Raw genomic sequence first — 21,884 nt, 5'->3', positions numbered from 1 at the left:
GGCAGCTCAGACGCCGATGTCGTCGCCGTTCGTGCGCCACACGCTGATCACGGACGGCCGGACCAGCGCGCCCGGTCCGTCCGGCCAGTGCGAAGCGGGCTGCTCCACGCTCGCGCCGTCCACCTCGCCCGGGTGCTGCACCGCGACCAGTACCCGCCGCTCCTGCACGATCGGCCCGCAGGTCTCTGCACCGGTCGGCACGGTCAGGAACTGCCGCACCTGGCCGCGCCGGGGACCGGTGGTGGCGACGCCGAAGAGGCCGTCATGGCTGCCCAGGGCGTTGCCGTCGGTGGAGATCCACAGGTTGCCGTGCACATCGAAGGTGATGTTGTCCGGGCAGGAGATCGGGCTGACCTGGTCCTTGGGGAAGCCGCCGAAGTACGTCGACGGGTCCTCCGGGTCGCCGCAGACCAGGAAGAGGTTCCACGTGAAACGTCCGGCGGCGGGGTCGCCGCGGTGCTCGGTCAGCTCCAGGATCTGGCCGTGCTTGTTCGCGTTGCGCGGGTTGGCCTCGTCGGCGGGCGCCTTGCCGTCCTTCCCCCGGTCGCTGTTGTTGGTCAGTGCGACGTAGACCTTGCCGGTACGGGGGCTGGGCTCGACGTCCTCGGGGCGGTCCATCTTCGTGGCACCCACCTTGTCGGCGGCCATCCGCGTGAAGACGTACACCTCCTCGGCGGTCATGCCGGGGACGTGCGAGGTGGTGCCGGTGGCCAGCGGGATCCACTCGCCGCGGCCGTCGAACTCGCCGTCCTCCGGCAGCTTCCCCGACCCGTCGATCTCGCCTGCCGGGCTGTCGCCGGCGAACTTCGCGACGTACAGCGTGCCCTCGTCCAGCAGCGTGCGGTTGTGCTCGCGCGCGGCGGCGCTGCTGCCGCGCTTCATCCGCTTGGCGGAGACGAACTTGTAGAAGTAGTCGAACTTCTCGTCGTCACCCATGTAGAGCACGGGCCGGCCGTCGGGGGTCAGCCGCGGCTCGGCGGCCTCGTGCTTGAAGCGGCCGAGCGCGGTGAGCTTGCGCGGGGTGGAGCCGGGGTCGAACGGGTCGATCTCCACGACCCAGCCGAAGCGGTTCGGCTCGTTCGGCTCCTTCGCGACGTCGAAGCGGCGGTCGAACCGCTCCCACTTGCGCTCGCTGGCGCCGCCCTTGAAGCCGTACCGCTTCAGCCGGGCGGCGCTCTCCGGGTCGCCGGCCTGGTCGCCGTGGGCGAAGTACTGGTTGAAGTTCTCCTCGCCGGACAGCACGGTGCCCCACGGGGTGATGCCGCCGCCGCAGTTGTTGAGCGTGCCGAGGATGCGGGTGCCCTCGGGGTCGGCAGAGGTCTTCAGCAGGTCGCTGCCGGCCGCCGGGCCAGTCACCTCGAACGGCGTGGTGCCGGTGATCCGGCGGTTGAGGTGGTGGCGGGGCAGCGCGGTGAGCCGGCCGCTGCGCCGCTCCTCCTGCGCGGCGAGCACCGTCAGGCCGTGCGCCTGCAGCCCGATCTCCGCCTGCTCCCGGGTCGGGTTCTCCGCGTCGTACCCGGCGAACATCAGGGCCTCGTCGGTGTACTCGTGGTTGATCACGAGGAGCTGCCGGTCCCGCTCGCCCGGCAGGTCCAGGACGGCCATGTAGTCGTTGTTGTAACCGAACTGGCCGGCCTGCGCCTTCGCGGACTGCCGGTCGGCGTCGAACGCCGGGGCGCCGCGCAGCACCGGGTCACCCCAGCGGACGACGATGTTCTGCTCATGGCCCGCGGGGACGGTCACGGCGTCGGCGGTGTTGGGCGCGACGGCCGGGAAGCGCAGGCCGCGGGCGGGGCGTGCGTGCCGGGTGGCGGTGGCCGCCGTACCGGAAGCGGCGCCGGCCCCGGCCGCGGCGGCCTGCGGGGCAGCCGGTCCGGTCAGCGCGGCGCCGGTGGCTGCCGCGACCGTGACGACGGCGCTTGCGCGGAGGACGTTCCGGCGGGAGAGCGCCCCTGCGATCACGTCACCGACGTACGCGTTGCCGCTGGTGTTGGGCGTCTCGTGGAAGCAGGCGTCACCGCAGCGGTAACGGCAGGTCATGGCCGAACGGCCACCCGGGTGAGAGCCGATCAGCGGCAGCAGCTTGCGCACGGTGGTCCTTCGCGTAGGGGGTGAGGTGGTGACGGTGCGTCGGGTGATCAGCCGAGACGGTATGGGGACAGGCCCGACACGCGGCGACAAAAAGATGAACTGACGGTGAATCCGGGTGGCTTCGGCTCGTACCGGCGCACGACGCGCGGGGTCCCACGATGCGACAGGGGCAGGCCGCTACCCTTTGGTGTCCGTCCTGGTCAGCACGCGCCTCGCTCAAACGGACATTCGCCGCACCCAGCACAACGCACGCCACCACACGCACGAGAGGTACGCCGATGGGCATTCGGAGTCTGCTGCGCAACGCTTTCGGTCGCTCCAAGGCGGCCCGTAACGAACCGGATGCCGTCGCGGCGACGGAGGCCACCGACGCGGCGGCCATCCCGGAGGCCCGTGAGGAGTCGGCCCCCTCGGCGGACGCGGTGGCCGACACGGTGACGGAGACCGCGCCGGCCGCGGAGACGGAGGTACCGGCGGCCCGTACGGAGCAGGCACCGGCCCGTCCGGAGCCGGCGTACGCGGAGACCGCACCCGCGGCGGGCGCCGCGGTACTCGCGGCCTCGGCCGCCTCCGCCCCCGCCTCCTCGACCGCCTCCGACGTCCCGGACATCTCGGACCTGGTGAGAGAGGCATTCGACCGCCCGTCGACCGCGAAGGAGGACGCTGCGGAGGAGCGGGCTGCGGAAGCGGCGACTGCCGAGGCCACGACCGAGGTCGAGGCCGAGGAGCCGGAGGACGCGAAGAGCGACGAGGCCCAGGCCAAGGCAGAGGTCGAGACCGCCGAGCCGGTGGCCACCGAGCCCGAGACCAAGGCAGAGCCCGAGGTCAAGGCAGAGCCCGAGCCGGTGGCCGCCGACGCCGAGGAGGCCGAGGTCGAGGCCCCGGCCGAAAAGCCGAAGGTCGAGCAGCCGAAGGCGGAAGCACCGCAGGCCGACGAGCCGAAGCACGAGGCCGAGGCCGAGCCCGAGGTCGTCGCCGCCCCCGAGCCCACCCCCGCTGCCACCATCCCGGCCGCCCGCACCGAGGCCCCCGTCGAGGCCCCGACCGAGGCCCCCGCCGAACCGGCCCCCGCGCCCGCAGCCGCCTCCGCCCCCGCGCAGGCAGACGCCCCCGCGAAGACGGACGCCGCCGGCGACGAAGCCCGTCCCGCCCTCCCCCTCACCAAGGTCGAGGAGGTCGCGCCCGGGCTGGTCAGCCTGTACAAGGACGCCGGTGCGGCGCTGGAGAAGCACGGCCTGACGACGCAGCGCGCCGCCGTCTACCTCGTGCTCGACCGCTCCGGCTCGATGCGCAACTACTACAAGGACGGCACCGTCCAGCACCTCGCCGAGCAGGCCCTCGGCCTCTCCGCGCACCTCGACGACGACGGCACCGTCCCCGTCGTCTTCTTCTCCACCGACGTGGACGGCACCGCGGAGCTGGACCTCGCCTCGTACGAGGGCAGGATCGAGGAGCTGCACGCGGGCCTGGGCCACATGGGCCGTACGAACTACCACTGGGCGATCAAGGCCGTCGTCGACCACTACAAGAAGTCGAAGACGACGGCGCCCGCGTTCGTGATCTTCCAGACCGACGGCGCCCCCACCTCCAAGCCCGCTGCCGAGAAGGCGCTGTGCGAGGCGGCCGGGCTGCCGATCTTCTGGCAGTTCATCGGCTTCGGCGACCCCGAGGCCAAGGGCTTCGACTTCCTGCGCAAGCTGGACGACCTCACCGTCCCGGAGAAGCGGAAGGTCGACAACGCCGGCTTCTTCCACGCCGGCCGCGACCCGCGCGCCCTGGCCGACGCCGACCTCTACGCGCAGCTCATGATCGAGTTCCCCGAGTGGCTCACCGAGGCCCGCGCCGCGGGCGTACTCAAGAAGAGCAAGAAGAACAAGAAGAGCTGACCGGCACGATCGGCACACCGCACCACCGGCGCACGGCCCGGCGGCTCCCACGGGGAGCGGCCGGGCCGTCGCGCTTCCCGCCTCAGTCCGCCGTCGTGTGCGCGATGAAGAGTGACCACGCCGCCGCGGAGAACGTCAGCCGCGGCGCGTCCTCACCCGAGTCACCCGAGACCCGCCATGAGTCCCGTACCTGGACCCGCGGTGCCGTGATCGCTACTTCGACGCAGGTGGCGTCCGTATCGGAGCAGTAGCCCGACGAGACCCACCTCAGCCGCTCTGCCATGACCCGCCCCTCCCCCTGGCCCCTCTTCCCCACATCATCCCCGGTCGCCCGCACCCCATGCCTGCACGCGGGGCGGCCCTTGAAGGGGGCGCGGTGACCCCCGTCCGGGCGAGTACGATATTGGCGTTCCGTAGTGCAAAAAATCACTCACCGTAGCGACTTGGGAGCAGCCGGCAATGGCTCGACACCTCATCACCAGCGCCCTTCCGTACATCAACGGGATCAAGCACCTGGGCAACATGGTGGGGTCCATGCTCCCGGCCGATGTGTACTCCCGGTATCTGCGCCAGCGCGGCCACGACGTGCTGTACATCTGCGCGACCGATGAGCACGGCACCCCCGCCGAGCTGGCCGCGAAGGCCGCCGGCCAGTCGGTCGACGCGTTCTGCGCCGAGCAGCACGACGCGCAGAAGGCGATCTACGACGGCTTCGGCCTCGCCTTCGACCACTTCGGCCGCAGCTCCTCGCCGGAGAACGTCGAGCTCACCCAGCACTTCGCGCGCAAGCTGCACGAGAACGGCTTCATCGAGGAGCGGGCGATCCGCCAGGTCTACTCGAACGCCGACGAGCGCTTCCTGCCCGACCGGTACATCGTCGGCACCTGCCCGCACTGCGGTTACGACAAGGCCCGCGGCGACCAGTGCGAGAACTGCACCCGCGTGCTGGACCCGACCGACCTGATCGACGCCCGCTCGGCGATCAGCGGCAGCAGCGACCTGGAGGTGCGCGAGACCAAGCACCTCTTCCTGCTCCAGTCCAAGCTCCAGGGCGAGGTCGAGAAGTTCATCGACGAGACCGGTGAGGAGTGGCCGACGCTGGCCTCCTCCATCGCCCGCAAGTGGCTGACCGAGGGCCTGCACGACCGCGCGATCACCCGCGACCTGGACTGGGGCGTGCCGGTGCCTGCCGACGTGTGGCCGGACCTGGCCGCCGAGGGCAAGGTCTTCTACGTCTGGTTCGACGCCCCGATCGAGTACATCGGCTCGACGAAGGAGTGGGCGGACGTCGACCCGGAGAACCGCGACTGGAAGTCGTGGTGGTACGAGGCCGACGACGTCCGGTACACGGAGTTCATGGCCAAGGACAACGTGCCGTTCCACTCCGTGATGTTCCCGGCGACCCAGCTCGGTACCCGCGAGCCGTGGAAGAAGGTCGACTTCCTCAAGGCGTTCAACTGGCTGAACTACTACGGTGGCAAGTTCTCCACCTCGCAGCGGCGCGGCATCTTCACCGACGCGGCGCTGGAGCTGCTCCCCGCCGACTACTGGCGCTACTTCCTCATCGCGAACGCGCCGGAGTCCGACGACACCTCCTTCACCTGGGAGCTCTTCTCCTCCTCGGTCAACAAGGACCTGGCCGACACCCTCGGCAACTTCGTCAACCGCGTGCTCTCCTTCTCGCGGAAGCGCTTCGGTGACGAGGTCCCGGCGGGCGCCGAGGCCGGCGAGGCCGAGGCGAAGCTCGGCGAGGACATCGCGCGGCTCCTGGCCGAGTACGAGGGCCACATGGAGGCCCTCCAGTTCCGCAAGGCCGCGGCGTCGCTGCGCGCCCTGTGGAGCACGGGCAACTCCTACCTGGAGGAGAAGGCCCCCTGGCTGGAGATCAAGACCGACAAGGACGCAGCCGCGCTCACCCTCCGTACGGCGATGAACCTCATCCACCTGTACTCGGTGATCTCCGAGCCGTTCATCCCGTCTTCGGCGAAGGCCATGCGCGGCGCGTTCGCGCTCGACGGCGACACGGCCCTGTGGATCACCCCCGACGAGGCCCGCTCCCTCTCCGCGGTCCCGGCCGGCACCCCCTTCACCGTCCCCCCGGTCCTCTTCGCCAAGATCACCGAAGACGACCTGACCTCCTACAAGGACCGCTTCGGCGGCGAGGAGTAAGTCCTCCGGTCCCGGCCGGTGCTCCCCGAGAGGCACCGGCCGGCCCAACTACCCCTGGCGCCTCAGGGGTTGACACGGTTGGTAGAATCAGAGCACCGAACGATCACACGCAGAAGCAGTACCTCCGCATGTGACGTCAGTACGACAGCTCCCTTCCTCTCCGGAGGACGGGGGCTTTTCTGCTTTTCCGCTCCATCCGAGTCCGACCGTCCATGGCTCCCTGATCTCTTCAGGGGGCCTTTTGCTTTTCGGAGGCAGTACTTGTCCCACGCTCAGACCGTCCTCACCGCCGCGCCGGTATGGCTCGCCGCGACCGGCGTCCTCGCCCTCCTCGTCCTCGCCCTGCTCGCCGCCTATGTCGTACGGCTCGTGGTGTGCAAGGCCCGCGCCGAAGACCTGCCGCACGTGCTGACCGGGATGAGCCAGGTACTGGAGGCCATCGCCGCCATGCTGCCCTGGTCCCGGCCGCGCGATCGGGCCGATGACACACTCCCCGGCCCTCCCGCGGGGCAGCCGGTGCCGCCCGCCGTCCGCTCCGTCCACACGGTCCATTCCGTGACCGCCGTACAGCAGTCCGGGCAGCTGACCGACTGACGTGCGGCAAACACACAAAGGGGCCCGGAACCGCCGAGCGGTTCCGGGCCCCTTGTGCGTGCTGCTTACTTCACCTGCGGCTTGCGGAGGGAGAGGTGGAGTTCCTTCAGGCGGGACTCCTCGACCTCGCTGGGGGCGCCCATCAGGAGGTCCTGGGCGTTGCCGTTGAGGGGGAAGGCGATGGTCTCGCGGATGTTCGGCTCGTCGGCGAGGAGCATGACGATGCGGTCGACGCCGGGGGCGATGCCACCGTGCGGCGGGGCGCCGAACTTGAACGCGCGGAGCATGCCGCCGAACTCGGCCTCGACGGTGTCCTTGTCGTAACCGGCGATCGAGAACGCCTTGTACATGACCTCGGGCTCGTGGTTACGGATCGCGCCGGAGGACAGCTCGACGCCGTTGCAGACGATGTCGTACTGCCAGGCCAGGATGTCCAGCGGGTCCTTGGTCTCGAGCGCTTCGAGACCGCCCTGGGGCATCGAGAAGGGGTTGTGGGAGAACTCGATCTTGCCGGTCTCCTCGTCCTTCTCGAACATCGGGAAGTCGACGATCCAGCAGAAGCGGAAGACGCCCTCTTCGAAGTGGCCGGCGCGCTTGGCGGCCTCGACGCGGACCGCGCCCATGATCTTGGAGACCTCGTCGAACTCGCCCGCGCCGAAGAAGACGGCGTGGCCGGGGGCCAGGTCCAGCTTGCTGACCAGGGCCTTCACGTCGTCCTCGGTGAGGAACTTGGCGATCGGGCCGGTGAGGGCGTTCTCCTCGCCGACGCGGACCCAGGCGAGGCCCTTCGCGCCCTGCTCGACGGCGTACTCACCGAGCTGGTCGAAGAACTTGCGCGGCTGGTCGGCGGTGTCCGGCACGGCCAGCGCGCGGACGTGCTTGCCGGCGAACGCCTTGAAGCCGGAGCCCGCGAACACGTCGGAGACGTCGACCAGTTCGAGCTTGGCACGCAGGTCGGGCTTGTCGTTGCCGTACTTGAGCATCGACTCGCGGAACGGGATGCGCGGGAACGGCGAGGTGACCTCACGGCCGCCGCCGAACTCGGTGAAGAGCTCGGTCATCAGCTTCTCGACGGGCTGGAAGACGTCCTCCTGCTCGACGAAGCTCATCTCGATGTCGAGCTGGTAGAACTCGCCGGGCGAGCGGTCCGCGCGGGCGTCCTCGTCGCGGAAGCACGGCGCGATCTGGAAGTACCGGTCGAAGCCCGCGATCATCAGCAGCTGCTTGAACTGCTGCGGGGCCTGCGGCAGGGCGTAGAACTTGCCGGCGTGCAGGCGCGAGGGGACCAGGAAGTCGCGCGCGCCCTCGGGGGAGGTCGCGGACAGGATCGGGGTCGCCATCTCGTTGAAGCCGAGCGTCACCATCTTCTGGCGGATGGCGGAGATGACGGCCGTGCGCAGCATGATGTTGCGGTGCATGCGCTCGCGGCGGAGGTCGAGGAAGCGGTACTCCAGGCGCTTCTCCTCGTTGACCCCGTCCTCGGCGTTGATCGTGAAGGGGATCTGCTCGGCGGCGCCGAGCACCTCGACCGCGGAGACCTCGATCTCGACCTCGCCGGTGGGCAGGTCGGGGTTGATGTTGTCCGCGCCGCGGGCGCTGACCTTGCCGTCGATGCGGACGACGGACTCCTTGGTCAGGGAGCCGAGCGCCTCGTTGGCGGGGGTGCCGGGGCGGGCGACGAGCTGCGTGATGCCGTGGTGGTCGCGCAGATCGATGAAGAGGATGCCGCCCAGGTCACGTCGATTGTGCAGCCAGCCGCTGAGGCGGACGTCCGTGTCGACGTCCGCGGCCCGGAGCTCGCCGCAGTTATGGGACCGGTACCGATGCATCGCTCATCCAAGTCGTCGCGAGTCGAGGTGGGGCACGGGGGAGGGAGGCCGGGGTCGGCTCCCGGTCGGCACCCGATGATCACCCCAGGATTGGCATAACCGCTCCAGGTTACCGCTCCGCCCCGCCGCTCCGGGTTGCCATATCCACGACAAGGCCCCCGTAGGCTCCGCAGAAGAACACCATGGGACCAGGGTCACGTTCTTCGCACTGGTGAGCCTCCGTGAAACCCACCTAAAGTGATGCAATGCGCACCAAGGACGTCCTGGCCGCCATCGGTACCGGCCTGTGGCACTGGGACCACGCAGTGGGCAAGGTGAGGCTGGACGCCGAGGCGGCCAGGCTGCTCGGGCTGCCCGAGGAGCCGGCCGACTTCAGCGAAGCCTTCATCCGCTCCCGTTTCCACGCCGTCGACTTCGCCGAGATCAACGGTGTCGTCCACCTCGCGCTGACCGAGGGCACCCTCGCCGAGGGCAGGCTGCGCGTCATGGACACCGACGGCAAGGTCCTGCGCGTCGTCCGCTGCCGGGCCCGCGTCACGCCGCTGGACAACAGTTACGAGCTGGTCGGCACCCTCCAGGAGGTCCCCGAGCCGCAGCCGGGCACGTCCGCGGCGCGCACCCCCGTCACCGGCGACTGGCGCCGCTCCCGCGAGGCATTCCTGCTGGATGCGGGCCGCGCGCTGGCCGAGGCCCGGTCCACCGCCGAGGTACTGCGGGTGGCGGCCGGCCTCTCCATGCCCGGGTTCATGCCCGACGGGCTGGCCGTCTTCGGCATCAAGGGCGACCACATATCGGTCATCGGGCACCACGGACAGCGCCCCGGAGACGAGCAGCCGTTCGTCGACATGTCCCTGAACACCGACTATCCGGCCGCCGAGGTGATACGGACCGGGCGCGCCCTCTATCTCCCCACTCCGGAGGAGTACCGCCGCCGGTTCCCCGCGACCTGGCCGATGGCCGCGCACTTCGACCGCCAGTCCTGGGCCTTCCTGCCGCTGATCAGCGCCGGCCGGACGGTCGGCGCCTGGATGGCCGCCTTCGCCCACCGCGTCGCCTTCACGCCCGACGAGCGCTCGGTGCTCACCACCGTCGCCCGGATGCTCGCGCAGGCGCTGCACCGGGCCGGCGACCAGGAGTCGCAGCTGGAGCTGACGGTCGGCCTGCAGCGCAGCATGATGCCGACGGTGCAGCCGGACATCCCCGGCATGGCGGTGGCCGCGCGGTACGTCCCCACCGGCGGCGGCCTGGAGGTCGGCGGCGACTGGTACGACATGATCACGCTGCCCTCGGGCCGGATCGCCCTGGTCATCGGGGACGTGCAGGGCCATGACGTGCGGGCGGCGGGGCTGATGGGCCAGCTTCGGATCGCGCTGCGCGCCTACGCCTCGGAGGGCCACCACCCCGATGCCGTCCTCTCCCGCGCCTCCCGTTTCCTCTCCGGCCTGAACGACACCGAGGCCGAGGGGCTGGACCCGCGCTTCGCGACCTGCCTGTACATCGAGGTCGACCCGGCCACGGGGCTGCTGGACATCGCCCGGGCCGGCCATCCCGACCCCGCCATCCGGATGACCGACGGCACGATGCTGGTGCGGCCGACCGCGGGCGGGCTGCCACTGGGCATCCACGCGGACACCGATTACCCCACCACCCGGCTGGTCCTGGAGCCCGGCGAGACGATGCTGGTCTGCACGGACGGGCTCATCGAGACCGGCGGGCACGACCTGGAGAGCGGCTGGGCGCGGCTGCGGGACATCATCGAGAACCACGAGGAGCCGGAGACCGGCGACAGCCTCGAGAAGCTCGCCGACACGCTGGTACAGGCCGTGCACGGGCCGTCCTCGCACCACACCACCGGGCGGCTGGCCGACCGCCGCGAGGACGACATCGCGATGCTGCTGCTGTGCCGCGAGGGCGGCAGCTGCGCCATCGGCACCGGCGGACTGGAACCGCGCGCGCCCGTGCGCCGCACGGTCCTGACCATCGCGCAGGCCGAACCGGAGCGGATCTCCGAGGCCCGCGGCCAGATCCGGGACGTGCTGCACGACTGGGCCGACGAGGACCAGATCGACTCGGCCGCCCTGATGGTCTCCGAGATGGTCACCAACGTCCTGCTGCACACCGACGGCGACGCCCTGCTGATCGCCGAGATCTCCGGCGTGAAGGGCTCCCGGCGCGTCCGGGTGGACGTCGCCGACAGCAGCGACGAGCTGCCGCACCGCCGCCGCCCCGGCGAGCTGGCCTCCTCCGGGCGCGGCCTGGTCCTGATGGAGCTGCTGGCCGGCGCGTGGGGCGTGAACCCGCGCGGGGACGGCAAGTCGATCTGGTTCGAGCTGTACGAGGACGCGCAGGAGCGGGCGGCGGCCGTACCGGAGGGGGCTCAGGCCGGGGCGTCGCCGGACGTGCCGCCGGAGGAACCGCCGGACGGTGACCCCTCGCTGCCCGGATCCTCGCTCTCCGAACCGGCCGCGTAGCGCTCGTGCAGCTCTGACAGGATCCCGGTCGCCGCCGCCGTCAGCGGCACGGCCAGCAGCATCCCGAGGATGCCCGCCACGCTCGCGCCCGCGGTGATCGCGAGCAGCACCACGGCCGGGTGCATATGGACGGTACGGCTCTGGACCATCGGCTGCAGGACGTGTCCTTCGAGCACCTGCACGGCCAGTACGACGCCCAGCGCCCACAGCGCGATCACGAACCCGCGGTCGGCCAGCGCGACCAGTACCGCGACCGTGCCGGAGATGAACGCGCCGAGGTACGGGATGTACGCGCCGACGAAGACCAGCGCGCCCAGCCCGACCGCGCCCGGCACCCCCAGGATCAGCAGCCCGACCGTGATGCAGATGGCGTCGATCAGCGCGATGACCGTCGTCCCGCGCATGAAGCCCTCCACGGCCTCGAAGCCGCGCCGCGCCATCCGCTCGAGCTGCGGCCCCGATTCGCCCGGCGCCCAGGACCGCAAGACGCCCACCGCCCGCTCGGCGTCCCGCAGGAAGAAGAAGGTCAGCAGCAGCGCCAGCACGGCGGCGGCCACCGTCTGGCCGACCAGGGAGAGCCCGGAGAGCAGTCCGGTCGCGGCCCGGCCGCCGAACTTCTCCGCCAGCTGCTTGGCGTTCGCCGTCAGGTCGCCCAGCGAGGCGCCGGAAGCACCCAGGTGCTTGGTGAGCTCCCGGGTCGCCTGCTGCACCGACGACACGATCTGGTCGCCGGTGTCGATCAGCGCCGACACCACGATGTACCCGGCTCCGCCGACGACCACCAGCAGCACGACGCAGGTCAGCCCGGACGCCAGCGAGCGGTTGACCTTCATCGCGACCAGCCGCCGGTACACCGGCCCGAGCAGCGCACTGCCCAGCAGGGCCAGCAGGACGGGCGTCACGGCCGCCTTCAGCGTCACGGTCAGCCATACGGCGACCGCGACCACCGCCGCGACCAGCAGCAAGAGCCCGCACCAGGCCGCGGCCCGACGCGCACCGAGGGGAAGCAGCGCTTCCCGTTCACCCTTGTTCATCCGTTTCTGCACCGTGCCAGTCCACCACGTGCCCCGCAGGGGCGCGGGGAACTGCGCGCTCAACCAGACACGTCCGGCACACGGCCGACGAGTCGAACCCCCACGGCGAGCCTCCGTGGCAACACGGACACGGCTGTGCCCGGCGTTTCACGTGAAACGCCGGGCACAGCCGTGGGTGAGTCGGTTCAGCCGGCGTGAGCCGGAATCGTGCCGAGGCGGCCGGCCTGGAAGTCCTCGAACGCCTGGGCAAGCTCGGCGTGCGTGTTCATCACGAACGGGCCGTAGTGCATCATCGGCTCGCGGATCGGCTGCCCGCCGAGCAGCACGACCTCGAAGTTCGGACTGCGGGACTCCTGGGTCGCGTCCGCCTTGATGGTGAGCGAGTCACCGGCGCCGAAGACGACCGACTGGCCCATGCGGAACGGACGGCCCTCGGGGCCCGCCGTGCCGCGCCCGGCCAGCCCGTACGCCAACGCGTTGAAATCGGCGCGCCAGGGCAGCGTCAGCTCGGCGCCCGGGTTCAGCGAGACGTGCATCATCGTGATCGGCGTGTGCGTGATGCCGGGGCCCTCGTGGCCGTCGATGTCGCCCGCGATCAGCCGCAGCAGTGCACCACCGTCGGACGAGGTCAGCAGCTTGACCTGGCCGCCGCCGATGTCCTGGTAGCGGGGGGACATCATCTTGTCCTTCTTCGGCAGGTTCACCCACAGCTGCAGGCCGTGGAAGAGACCGCCGGACATGACGAGGGACTCCGGCGGCGCCTCGATGTGCAACAGGCCGGAACCCGCCGTCATCCACTGAGTATCACCGTCGTTGATCGTGCCGCCACCACCGTGCGAGTCCTGGTGCACGAACGTGCCGTCGATCAGGTACGTGACCGTTTCGAAGCCGCGGTGCGGGTGCCAGGGGGTGCCCTTCGGCTCGCCCGGCGCGTACTCCACCTCGCCCATCTGGTCCATCATGATGAACGGGTCGAGGTGCTTGTAGTCGATGCCGGCGAAGGCACGGCGGACGGGGAAGCCCTCGCCCTCGAAACCGCTGGGCGCGGTCGATACGGCGAGTGCGGGGCGCTGCCGCCCCTCGGCGGGCGCCGCGACGCGCGGCAGGGTCAGCGGGTTCTCAACGGTCACTGCGGGCATGACGGCCTCCTCGGTCGTTCATCATTCAATTTAGTTGAACACTGAACAACCCGCAAGCCGCACTTCATTCCCGGACACGTTCATGCAGGTCAGAGGCGTCAACAAACCGGTGGGCCGGTCGCGTACCCACGCGACCGGCCCACCGGGTCAAGGACGGACGGGATCAGCCGTCCACGAAGTAGGGGCGCTAGCCGTACATCCGCCGCATCGCGAAGTCGACCATCTGCTCCACCGCCTTGGCGTCGAACACCATGCGGTGCTCGCCCTCCATGTCGAGCACGAAGCCGTACCCCGTCGGCAGCAGGTCGAGGACCTCGGCGCCGGTGATCACGAAGTACTTGGACTCCTTGCCGGCGTAGGCGCGCAGCTCCTTGAGCGAGGTGAACATCGGGATCACCGGCTGCTGGGTGTTGTGCAACGCCAGGAACCCCGGGTTGTCGCCCCGCGGGCAGTACACCTTGGACGTCGAGAAGATGCCCTGGAAGTCCTCGGCCGACATCGAGCCGGTGGTGAAGGCGCGCACCGCGTCGGCGAGGGAGGGCGGGGACGGCTCCGGATACAGCGGCTGCCCGCCGTAACCGCCAGGAGCCTGCTGCGGCGGAGGCGGCGCAGCGCCGTAACCCTGCTGACCCGCGCCCACGTTCTGGTCGTAGCCGTACATAGCTGCAAAGCGTACTGAGTCACAGATGGGCCGTTAGGGGTTGCTTCTTATTACCGACGGGTAGCATCCTAGAAGCTACTACCTGGTATGCGTTTGAGGACCTCCTCACGAAGGATTACGGAGCCGTCGCCATGGGGCACTACAAGTCGAATCTCCGCGACATCGAGTTCAACCTCTTCGAGGTGCTCGGCCGCGACAGCGTGTACGGCACCGGCCCGTTCGCGGAGATGGACGTCGACACCGCCAAGAGCGTGCTGTCCGAGATCGCCCGGCTGGCCGAGAACGAGCTGGCCGAGTCGTACACCGACGCAGACCGGAACCCGCCGGTCTTCGACCCCGAGACCAACACCGCGCCGGTCCCGGCGTCCTTCAAGAAGAGCTACCAGGCGTACATGGACGCCGAGTGGTGGCGGCTGGGCGTCCCGGAGGAGATCGGCGGCACCACGACGCCGCGCTCCCTGCTGTGGGCCTTCGCCGAGTCCATCCTGGGCTCGAACCCGGCCGTGTGGATGTACGCCTCCGGCCCGGCCTTCGCCGGCGTGCTCCACGAGGAGGGCACCGAGCAGCAGAAGCACATCGCCAAGGTCGCCACCGAGAAGGGCTGGGGCTCCACGATGGTGCTGACCGAGCCCGACGCGGGTTCGGACGTGGGCGCCGGCCGCACCAAGGCGGTCAAGCAGGAGGACGGCTCCTGGCACATCGAGGGCGTGAAGCGCTTCATCACCTCCGGTGAGCACGACATGGCGGAGAACATCCTCCACTACGTGCTCGCGCGTCCCGAGGGCCACGGCCCGGGCACCAAGGGCCTGTCGCTCTTCCTCGTCCCGAAGTACGAGTTCGACTTCGAGACCGGTGAGCTGGGCGCCCGCAACGGCGTGTACGCCACCAACGTCGAGCACAAGATGGGCCTGAAGGCGTCCAACACCTGCGAGATGACCTTCGGCGACAAGCACCCCGCCAAGGGCTGGCTCATCGGCGAGAAGCACGACGGCATCCGCCAGATGTTCCGCATCATCGAGTTCGCCCGGATGATGGTCGGCACGAAGGCCATCGCGACCCTGTCGACCGGCTACCTGAACGCGCTGGAGTACGCCAAGGAGCGCGTGCAGGGCCCGGACCTGGCCGCCTTCACCGACAAGAAGGCGCCGCGCGTCACGATCACCCACCACCCCGACGTGCGCCGCTCGCTGATGACGCAGAAGGCGTACGCGGAGGGCATGCGCGCCCTGGTGCTCTACACGGCCACGGTCCAGGACGAGATCCTGATCAAGGAGACGGCGGGCGAGGACGCCTCGGCCGAGCACGCGCTGAACGACCTGCTGCTGCCGATCGTGAAGGGCTACGGCTCGGAGAAGTCCTACGAGCAGCTCGCCCAGTCGCTGCAGACCTTCGGCGGCTCCGGCTACCTGCAGGAGTACCCGATCGAGCAGTACATCCGGGACTCCAAGATCGACACGCTCTACGAGGGCACCACCGCCATCCAGGGCCAGGACTTCTTCTTCCGGAAGATCGTCCGCAACCAGGGCGCGGCGCTGACCCAGCTCTCGGAGACCATCAAGAAGTTCCTGTCCGAGGCGGCCGGCGGCGAGGAGCTGGAGGGCGCTCGCGGCGAGCTGGCCAAGGCCGCTGCCGACCTGGAGGCGATCGTCGGCGCGATGCTGACCGACCTCGCCGCCACGGAAAACGACGTGAAGTCCATCTACAAGGTGGGCCTGAACACCACGCGCCTGCTGATGGCCTCCGGTGACGTCGTCATCGGTTACCTGCTGCTCAAGGGCGCCGCGGTGGCCCAGGAGAAGCTGGCGACCGCCTCCACCAAGGACAAGGCGTTCTACGAGGGCAAGATCGCCGCGGCGAAGTTCTTCGCGCACAACGTCCTGCCGGGCGTCTCCGTGCAGCGCGGGCTCGCCGAGTCCGTCGACCAGTCGCTGATGGAGCTGGACGAGGCGGCGTTCTGATCCGCCGCTGAAGCGGGTATCCGCCTGCCGCTCATGGCCCCGTCCGGTCCGTTCCGGGCGGGGCCATCGGCGGTTCCCGCGCCGGGGCATCGACGGTTCGGGCCGGGTCATTGGCGGTTCCTGGCCGGTCTCCTGAAACCCTTTGGGCACAGGTGACACACCGGCCACACCGACGCCGGATTCCACTCATCCGTACGGCGCAACACCCACCCGGTACAACGCCTCCTTATGCTGAATCCATGAGCACATCTGTCCGCTTCGATCGCGGCCACACCGACGACCTGATGTCCTTCCTCGCCGCGAGCCCGTCGCCGTACCACGCGGTGGCGAACGCGGCCGCCCGGCTGGAGAAGGCCGGCTTCCGGCAGGTCGTCGAGACCGACGCCTGGGACGGTGAGGCGGGCGGCAAGTACGTGCTCCGCGGCGGCGCCCTCATCGCCTGGTACGTCCCTGAAGGCGCCACCCCCGCGACCCCCTTCCGCATCGTCGGGGCGCACACCGACTCCCCCAACCTCCGCGTGAAGCCGATCCCGGACACCGGGGCGCGCGGCTGGCGGCAGATCGCGGTCGAGATCTACGGCGGCACGCTGCTCAACACCTGGCTCGACCGGGACCTGGGCCTGTCGGGCCGGGTGACGCTGCGGGACGGCAGCCACCGGCTCGTCAACGTCGACCGGCCGCTGCTGCGCGTGCCGCAGCTCGCCGTGCACCTGGACCGGTCGGTCAACGCCGACGGCCTCAAGCTCGACAAGCAGCGGCACATGACGCCGATCTGGGGCCTGGGCGAGGTCCAGGAGGGCGGCCTGATCTCCTTCGTCGAGGAGGAGGCGGGGCTCAACGCCGGCGAGGTGCGCGGCTGGGACCTGATGGTGCACAGCGTCGAGCCGCCCGCCTACCTGGGCCGGGACCAGGAGCTGGTCGCCGGGCCGCGGATGGACAACCTGCTGTCGGTGCACGCCGGTACGGCCGCGCTCGCCGCCGCCTCCGCACAGGACGGCCTGTCCTGCATCCCGGTGCTGGCCGCCTTCGACCACGAGGAGAACGGCAGCCAGTCCGACACCGGCGCCGACGGCCCCCTGCTGGGCACCGTGCTGGAGCGGTCGGTCTTCGCACGCGGCGGCAGTTACGAGGACCGGGCACGCGCCTTCGCCGGCACGGTCTGCCTGTCCTCCGACACCGGCCACGCCGTCCACCCGAACTACACCGAGCGGCACGAGCCGGGCCACCACCCGATGCCCAACGGCGGCCCGATCCTGAAGGTCAACGTCAACCAGCGGTACGCCACCGACGGCGGCGGCCGGGCGGTCTTCGCCGACGCCTGCGAGCGGGCCGGCGTGCCGTGGCAGACCTTCGTCTCGAACAACTCCATGCCGTGCGGCACGACGATCGGCCCGATCACCGCCGCCCGGCACGGCATCACCACCGTCGACATCGGTGTCGCGATCCTCTCGATGCACTCGGCGCGCGAGCTGTGCGGCGCCGAGGACCCGCATCTGCTGGCCGCGGCCCTGACAGCCTTCCTGGAGGGCTGAGTTGGAGTTCTCCCTGCTGGGTCCGGTCAGCGTCACCACCGCCGGGGGCGAGCTGGCGCTCGGGCCCGCCAAGCGGCGCAGCGTGCTCGCGCTGCTGCTCCTGCGGCCCAACACCACCGTCCCGCTGGAGCAGTTGATCGACTCCCTGTGGGAGGACGAGCCGCCCGAGCACGCCCGCACGGTCGTGCAGGGGCATGTGTCGCGGCTGCGCGCCACGCTCGCGGCGGCCGGCGCCGAGGCGTACGGCGTGGAGCTGGCCACGCACGGCTCGGCGTACGTGCTGCGGCTCCCCGAGGAACTGATCGACGCGCACCGCTTTGGTGAACTGGTCTCGCTGGCCCGGCCCGAGGCGGCCCCGGCCGACGCCGTACCGCTGCTGCGGGAGGCGCTCGGGCTGTGGCGCGGTCCCGCGCTGACCGGCACGGTCTCCAGCCCGCCGTTCGCCGCCGCCACGCACGCGCTGGACGAGCGGCGGCTGACGGCGGTGGAGACGCTGGCCCGCGCGCACAGCGCGCTGGGCGAGCACGAGCAGGCCGCGTCCGTGCTCTACAACGCCGCGGTGCAGCACCCGCTGCGGGAGGGACTGATCGCCGCCCTGATGCGGGCGCTGTTCCGTACGGGACGCCAGTCGGACGCGCTGGACTGGTACCACCGCACCCGGCGGCTGCTGAACGAGGAGCTGGGCGTCGATCCGGGCGCGCGGCTGCGGGAGGCGTACGAGGAGATCCTGCGGGCGGAAGAGGCGGCGCCGGGCACCGGCACGGTACCGGCAGCCCGTACGGCGGGCGGGCCGGGCGCTCCGGGCGCCGGGACCGGTGCGGACGGCGGTGCCGAACGGCCGGCTGCGGCGGTTTCACGTGAAACCGGGCCGACCGTGGGCACGGACGGAGTCGCCGGTACGGGCCCGGTCCCGCCCCGGCTGCTGCCCCGGCCACCGGCCCGCTTCCTGGGTCGCGGAGCGGCGCTGGAGCGGCTCACCGCGGCACTGACCGGCGACTCCGGCCCGGACAGCGACAGCCCGCTGGCGGTCGTGACCGGCCCGGCCGGGGTCGGCAAGACCGCGTGTGCCGTGCAGTGGGCACACCAGCACGCCGCCGACTTCCCCGACGGGCAGCTCTTCGCCGACCTGCGCGGCTTCGGCGAGGGCGACGCGACCGAACCGGCCGCCGTACTGCGCTTCTTCCTCACCGCGCTGGGAACACCGGAGCACGCTGTGCCGTCCTCCGCGACGGCCGCGTCCGCGCTGTACCGCTCGCTGGTCGCGGACCGCCGGCTGCTGGTCGTACTGGACAACGCCCGCAGCTCGGCGCAGGTGCGGCCGCTGCTGCCCGGCGGGCCCGGCTGCGCCACCGTCGTGACCAGCCGGAGCAGGCTGGACGGTCTGGTGGCCACCGACTGCGCCCGGCCGGTGGGACTGCAGGAGTTCGGCGTGCCGGAGGGCATCGCGCTGCTGGGCGCGATGCTCGGCGCCGAGCGGGTGGACGAGGACCCGGAAGCCGCCCGCGAGCTGGTCGAATTGTGCGACGGGCTGCCGCTGGCGCTGCGTGCCGCGGTCGCCCAGCTCACCGCCCGGCCGCGCTGGCGGCTGGCCCGGCTGGCGGCCGCGCTGCGCGACGAGCGGCGCCGGCTGTCGCTGCTCTCCGCGGAGGACACCGGGATCGCCTCGGCGCTGCGGATGTCCGTGGCCCGGCTCTCGGCGGACGACGCGCGGCTGCTGAGCGCGCTCGCGACCAGTACGGACGGGCAGCTGAACGCCTCGGCGGCGGCCGCGCTGGCCGGCTCGGACCTGGAACACACGCAGGACGGGCTGGCCCGGCTGGCCGAGATGCATCTGGTCGACGAGAAGGCCACGGACGTCTACACGATCAGCACGCTGACCCAGCTCTTCGCCCGGGACGGGACGGGAGAGGCGGAAGAAACGGAACCGCGCAACTGAGGCCCCGCACCGCTGGATTGACGGCTCGCTGATTGATGGCTCCGCGACCGGGTACTCGGCGCGGGACCCGCCCGGAACCGCCGATCCAGAGGAGGCGCACATCATGGGCATCGGCTGGTGCATTGGTCTGCTCGCCGCCGGAGGCATTCTGACCTTCGCGGTGGACTGGCACATGGCCGGGGTCAACCTCGATCTCGTGGGTCTGATCCTGATGGCGGTCGGCATCATCGGTATCGCCGCTTACGTCAGCATCTTCAAGCGGCGGCGCATGCAGCCACCGCCGCCCGCAGCGCCCGTGATCGAGGAGACCCACCGGCACGGCTACGAGTGAGACAACCGCCACTCTGTGACCACCTGCTACCGGACCGGAGAACGAAGACCGGACCGAATGACTTGAAGGGGCGCCCGCGCGAAGGCCGCGCGGGCGCCCCTTCTGTGTGCCCGCACATCCCGTCATGTCCCGCGCCCGGCCGGCCGGTGTCCCGCGCGCACCGTCCCGATCCCACGTCCCAGCAGGTCGGCGCCGGTCCCGGGACGTCCCGGCGGGCGGGATGTCCCATGGGACACCACAGCCCCGGATTCCCCCTGTTCCCCGCCCAATGATGGATCCCGTCGCCGAGGCGGCCGATCGGCACGACGCCCCGGCCGCCTCCGTCAAACGAGGGGAATCCACCATGTCGCAGACCGACGACAGCACGTTCCGCACGGCTCCTACGACTACGCCCCGGGCATCGGCCCGTGCGCCCCGCAGGGCGGCGCTCCGCAGGATCCTGCCCGCGATCGCCGCGGCGGGGATCAGCATCTCCGGCATCACGGCCTGCTCGGGCGGTGCCGCCGAGGCGGACACCGGTACCAAGGCCGCCGCGCAGACGACCGTCAAGACGCGGGACACCAAGGCCGACCTGATGACGCAGGGCGGGACGGCCGCCACCATCAAGAAGACCGCGGCCGGCAGCACCTTCCCGACCTGGGGGACGCGCTGGGTGGTGCACGCCTCGCCGGACACCGGCTCGCCGTCCGTCGGCATGATCAACAAGGACGCGCCGGGCCAGGACAGGATCACGGCCGACTACCAGGTCAACACGGGCAAGAAGGTCTGCGAGGGCAGCTCCTGCTCGACCTACATGGCGCACCTCACCGGCCCGGTGACCGGCTTCCTCAGCGTCGTCGCGGTCGACATCCCGCAGGACTCGCTGCCGGGCGTGCCCGTGCAGGGCGGCCCGCCGCCCGCCCCGGCGCCCGGCGGCACCCGCGGCGAGGCGCTGCAGCGCGCGGCCACCTGGCTGACCGCCAACAACGGTGCGCAGGTGCCCTACAGCCAGGCGAAGAACTGGAAGGACGGCTACCGCCAGGACTGCTCCGGCTACGTCTCCATGGCGCTGAACCTGGGCGCCCCCGGCACGAACACCGTGGGACTCACCAGCTCCCGGATCACCCGGCCGATCACCGTCAACGACCTGAAGCCCGGTGACCTGCTCATCGACGCGGCCGGCGACAACAACACCCGGCACGTCGTGATGTTCGAGAAGTGGGACAACCCCGCGCACACCTCCTACACCGCGTACGAGCAGCGCGGCGGCCACGGCACCGACCACCGGTCGCTCACCTACGGGCTCAACGGCGGCGAGTTCAAGCCCTACCGCCCCGTGAAGTTCACGGACTGATCCGGGCGGTTTCCGGATCCTGTAACGAGAGGCACTTCCGCCGCAGGGGAGCGGAAGTGCCTCTCGCGGTGCGTACCGCGGCTGTGCTGGAATGCCGTGCGTGCATGGGAAACCGAACCGCGCCACCAGTTCCCGCCGCAAGCCGCTCGCACCCCTGCCCGACCAACTCGGCGGCCCGGTGCGCGACTTCGTGTCCGGACTGCGGCACATGCATGGCGAGCTGGGCCTGAGCCTGAAGGAGCTGGAAGGCAGGCTCCCGGCCAGCAGATCGTCCCTGTCCCGCTACCTGCGGGGCCAGAGCCTGCCCGACGAGCGGCTGTTGGTGCAGTGGTGCAAGCTCTCGTTCACCGGCGAGGACCGGCTGCCCGAGCTGGTACGGCTGCTGCACCGCGCCAACGAGGCGGCGCCGGCGGGCGGTTCGGTGAGCACGGAGGCGCCCGGCGGCGCACCGGAACGGCCGCCGGCATCGACGCCCCGGCTGAAGCCGGTCCTCGTGGGCGTGGCGACGGCCGCGGTTCTCGCGGTGGCAGCCGTCGTGACGTGGGGTCTGATCGACGACAACGACGCGCCGGGCAAGGGTGTTTCACGTGAAACACCGGCGGCCAAGGGCACCGAGCGCATTACGGTCCACAACGTCGACAAGAAATGCCGCCCCCAGCACACGCGCGAGTGTTCCATGGGACTGGCCATGGACCCGTACATGGCCTACCGGCCGTCCAACATCGGCGGTCATGTCTGGCACGGTGACCGGCTCACCGCCGAGTGCCGGATCGCCAACGGCGTCACCGTCACCGACGAAGTCGGTGGCCACAGCAGCATCTGGTTCCAGGTCCGGCAGGACGGCAAGGAACTGTGGATGCCCGGCATCCGGATCGACCCCGACCAGCTCCAGTACTCGACGCTCGACAACTGTGAGTGAT

Annotated in this window: 16 protein-coding genes; 10 read left to right on the top strand and 6 right to left on the bottom strand. The window is 70.7% G+C overall.

From position 1 onward, the window contains the following. Positions 1–6 precede the first annotated feature (6 nt). The gene (locus IG84_RS0101425; RefSeq protein ID WP_031050229.1) at positions 7–2,091 is read right to left on the bottom strand and encodes a PhoX family protein; all 2,085 of its coding nucleotides are present in this window, start codon (positions 2,089–2,091) and stop codon (positions 7–9) included. Positions 2,092–2,369: 278 nt separating this feature from the next. Here IG84_RS0101425 and IG84_RS0101420 point away from each other — a divergent pair, with 278 nt between their 5' ends. Further along, positions 2,370–3,977 (top strand): vWA domain-containing protein, encoded by a 1,608-nt coding sequence (locus IG84_RS0101420; protein ID WP_031050227.1) that lies wholly within the window; start codon positions 2,370–2,372, stop codon positions 3,975–3,977. A gap of 82 nt (positions 3,978–4,059) precedes the next feature. Here the strand turns inward: IG84_RS0101420 and IG84_RS0101415 are convergent, their stop codons facing one another. Continuing rightward, entirely contained in the window at positions 4,060–4,260 is a 201-nt protein-coding gene (locus IG84_RS0101415; RefSeq protein ID WP_157848800.1) for a DUF397 domain-containing protein, read from the bottom strand. 176 nt (positions 4,261–4,436) lie between these two features. Between IG84_RS0101415 and metG the strand changes: the two genes are divergently transcribed. Continuing rightward, positions 4,437–6,146 (top strand): methionine--tRNA ligase, encoded by a 1,710-nt coding sequence (gene metG / locus IG84_RS0101410; protein WP_031050221.1) that lies wholly within the window; start codon positions 4,437–4,439, stop codon positions 6,144–6,146. 261 nt (positions 6,147–6,407) lie between these two features. Next, positions 6,408–6,740: a hypothetical protein gene (locus IG84_RS0101405; protein ID WP_031050219.1), complete on the top strand. Its 333-nt coding sequence runs from the start codon at positions 6,408–6,410 to the stop codon at positions 6,738–6,740. Between the two features lie 65 nt (positions 6,741–6,805). Here IG84_RS0101405 and aspS read toward each other — a convergent pair whose 3' ends face one another. Then, a complete protein-coding gene (aspS, locus tag IG84_RS0101400; RefSeq protein ID WP_031050216.1) occupies positions 6,806–8,569 on the bottom strand; it encodes an aspartate--tRNA ligase in 1,764 nt (587 codons plus the stop codon). A 245-nt stretch (positions 8,570–8,814) separates the two neighbouring features. Here aspS and IG84_RS0101395 point away from each other — a divergent pair, with 245 nt between their 5' ends. Next, positions 8,815–11,040 (top strand): ATP-binding SpoIIE family protein phosphatase, encoded by a 2,226-nt coding sequence (locus IG84_RS0101395; protein WP_078648530.1) that lies wholly within the window; start codon positions 8,815–8,817, stop codon positions 11,038–11,040. Here IG84_RS0101395 and IG84_RS0101390 read toward each other — a convergent pair. The 3 genes from IG84_RS0101390 to IG84_RS0101380 form a co-directional block, all read right to left on the bottom strand. Further along, on the bottom strand, positions 10,947–12,074 hold the full coding sequence (locus IG84_RS0101390; protein ID WP_031050210.1) for an AI-2E family transporter: 1,128 nt from the start codon (positions 12,072–12,074) through the stop codon (positions 10,947–10,949). The genes IG84_RS0101395 and IG84_RS0101390 overlap by 94 nt on opposite strands. Before the next feature lie 185 nt (positions 12,075–12,259). Further along, positions 12,260–13,213, bottom strand: a complete 954-nt coding sequence (locus tag IG84_RS0101385; protein WP_031050207.1) for a pirin family protein — start codon at positions 13,211–13,213, stop codon at positions 12,260–12,262. Between the two features lie 187 nt (positions 13,214–13,400). Then, entirely contained in the window at positions 13,401–13,874 is a 474-nt protein-coding gene (locus IG84_RS0101380; RefSeq protein WP_031050204.1) for an SseB family protein, read from the bottom strand. Between the two features lie 131 nt (positions 13,875–14,005). On the opposite strand from IG84_RS0101380, the gene IG84_RS0101375 reads away from it, so the two are divergent. From IG84_RS0101375 to IG84_RS0101350, 6 genes are all read left to right on the top strand, one after another. Then, positions 14,006–15,832, top strand: coding sequence for an acyl-CoA dehydrogenase (locus IG84_RS0101375; protein ID WP_031050201.1), 1,827 nt, complete (start codon positions 14,006–14,008; stop codon positions 15,830–15,832). A 239-nt stretch (positions 15,833–16,071) separates the two neighbouring features. Then, positions 16,072–17,364 (top strand): M18 family aminopeptidase, encoded by a 1,293-nt coding sequence (locus IG84_RS0101370; RefSeq protein WP_031050198.1) that lies wholly within the window; start codon positions 16,072–16,074, stop codon positions 17,362–17,364. Position 17,365: 1 nt separating this feature from the next. Then, positions 17,366–19,300 carry an AfsR/SARP family transcriptional regulator gene (locus tag IG84_RS0101365; RefSeq protein WP_031050195.1) on the top strand — a complete coding sequence of 645 codons (1,935 nt, stop codon included), beginning with the start codon at positions 17,366–17,368 and terminating at the stop codon, positions 19,298–19,300. A 103-nt stretch (positions 19,301–19,403) separates the two neighbouring features. After that, positions 19,404–19,631 (top strand): DUF6458 family protein, encoded by a 228-nt coding sequence (locus tag IG84_RS0101360; RefSeq protein ID WP_031050192.1) that lies wholly within the window; start codon positions 19,404–19,406, stop codon positions 19,629–19,631. Positions 19,632–19,974: 343 nt separating this feature from the next. Next, on the top strand, positions 19,975–20,964 hold the full coding sequence (locus tag IG84_RS38690) for a hypothetical protein (protein WP_245659184.1): 990 nt from the start codon (positions 19,975–19,977) through the stop codon (positions 20,962–20,964). A gap of 91 nt (positions 20,965–21,055) precedes the next feature. Next, complete coding sequence (locus IG84_RS0101350) at positions 21,056–21,883, top strand: helix-turn-helix domain-containing protein (protein WP_031050187.1); 828 nt, start codon at positions 21,056–21,058, stop codon at positions 21,881–21,883. Position 21,884: the final 1 nt, after the last annotated feature.

Origin of the sequence: Streptomyces ochraceiscleroticus (assembly GCF_000720485.1) — a bacterium.
GTDB lineage: Bacteria > Actinomycetota > Actinomycetes > Streptomycetales > Streptomycetaceae > Streptomyces > Streptomyces ochraceiscleroticus.
The sequence above is the reverse complement of the archived record's forward strand: the minus strand, read 5'-3'. Positions and strand labels throughout refer to the sequence as shown.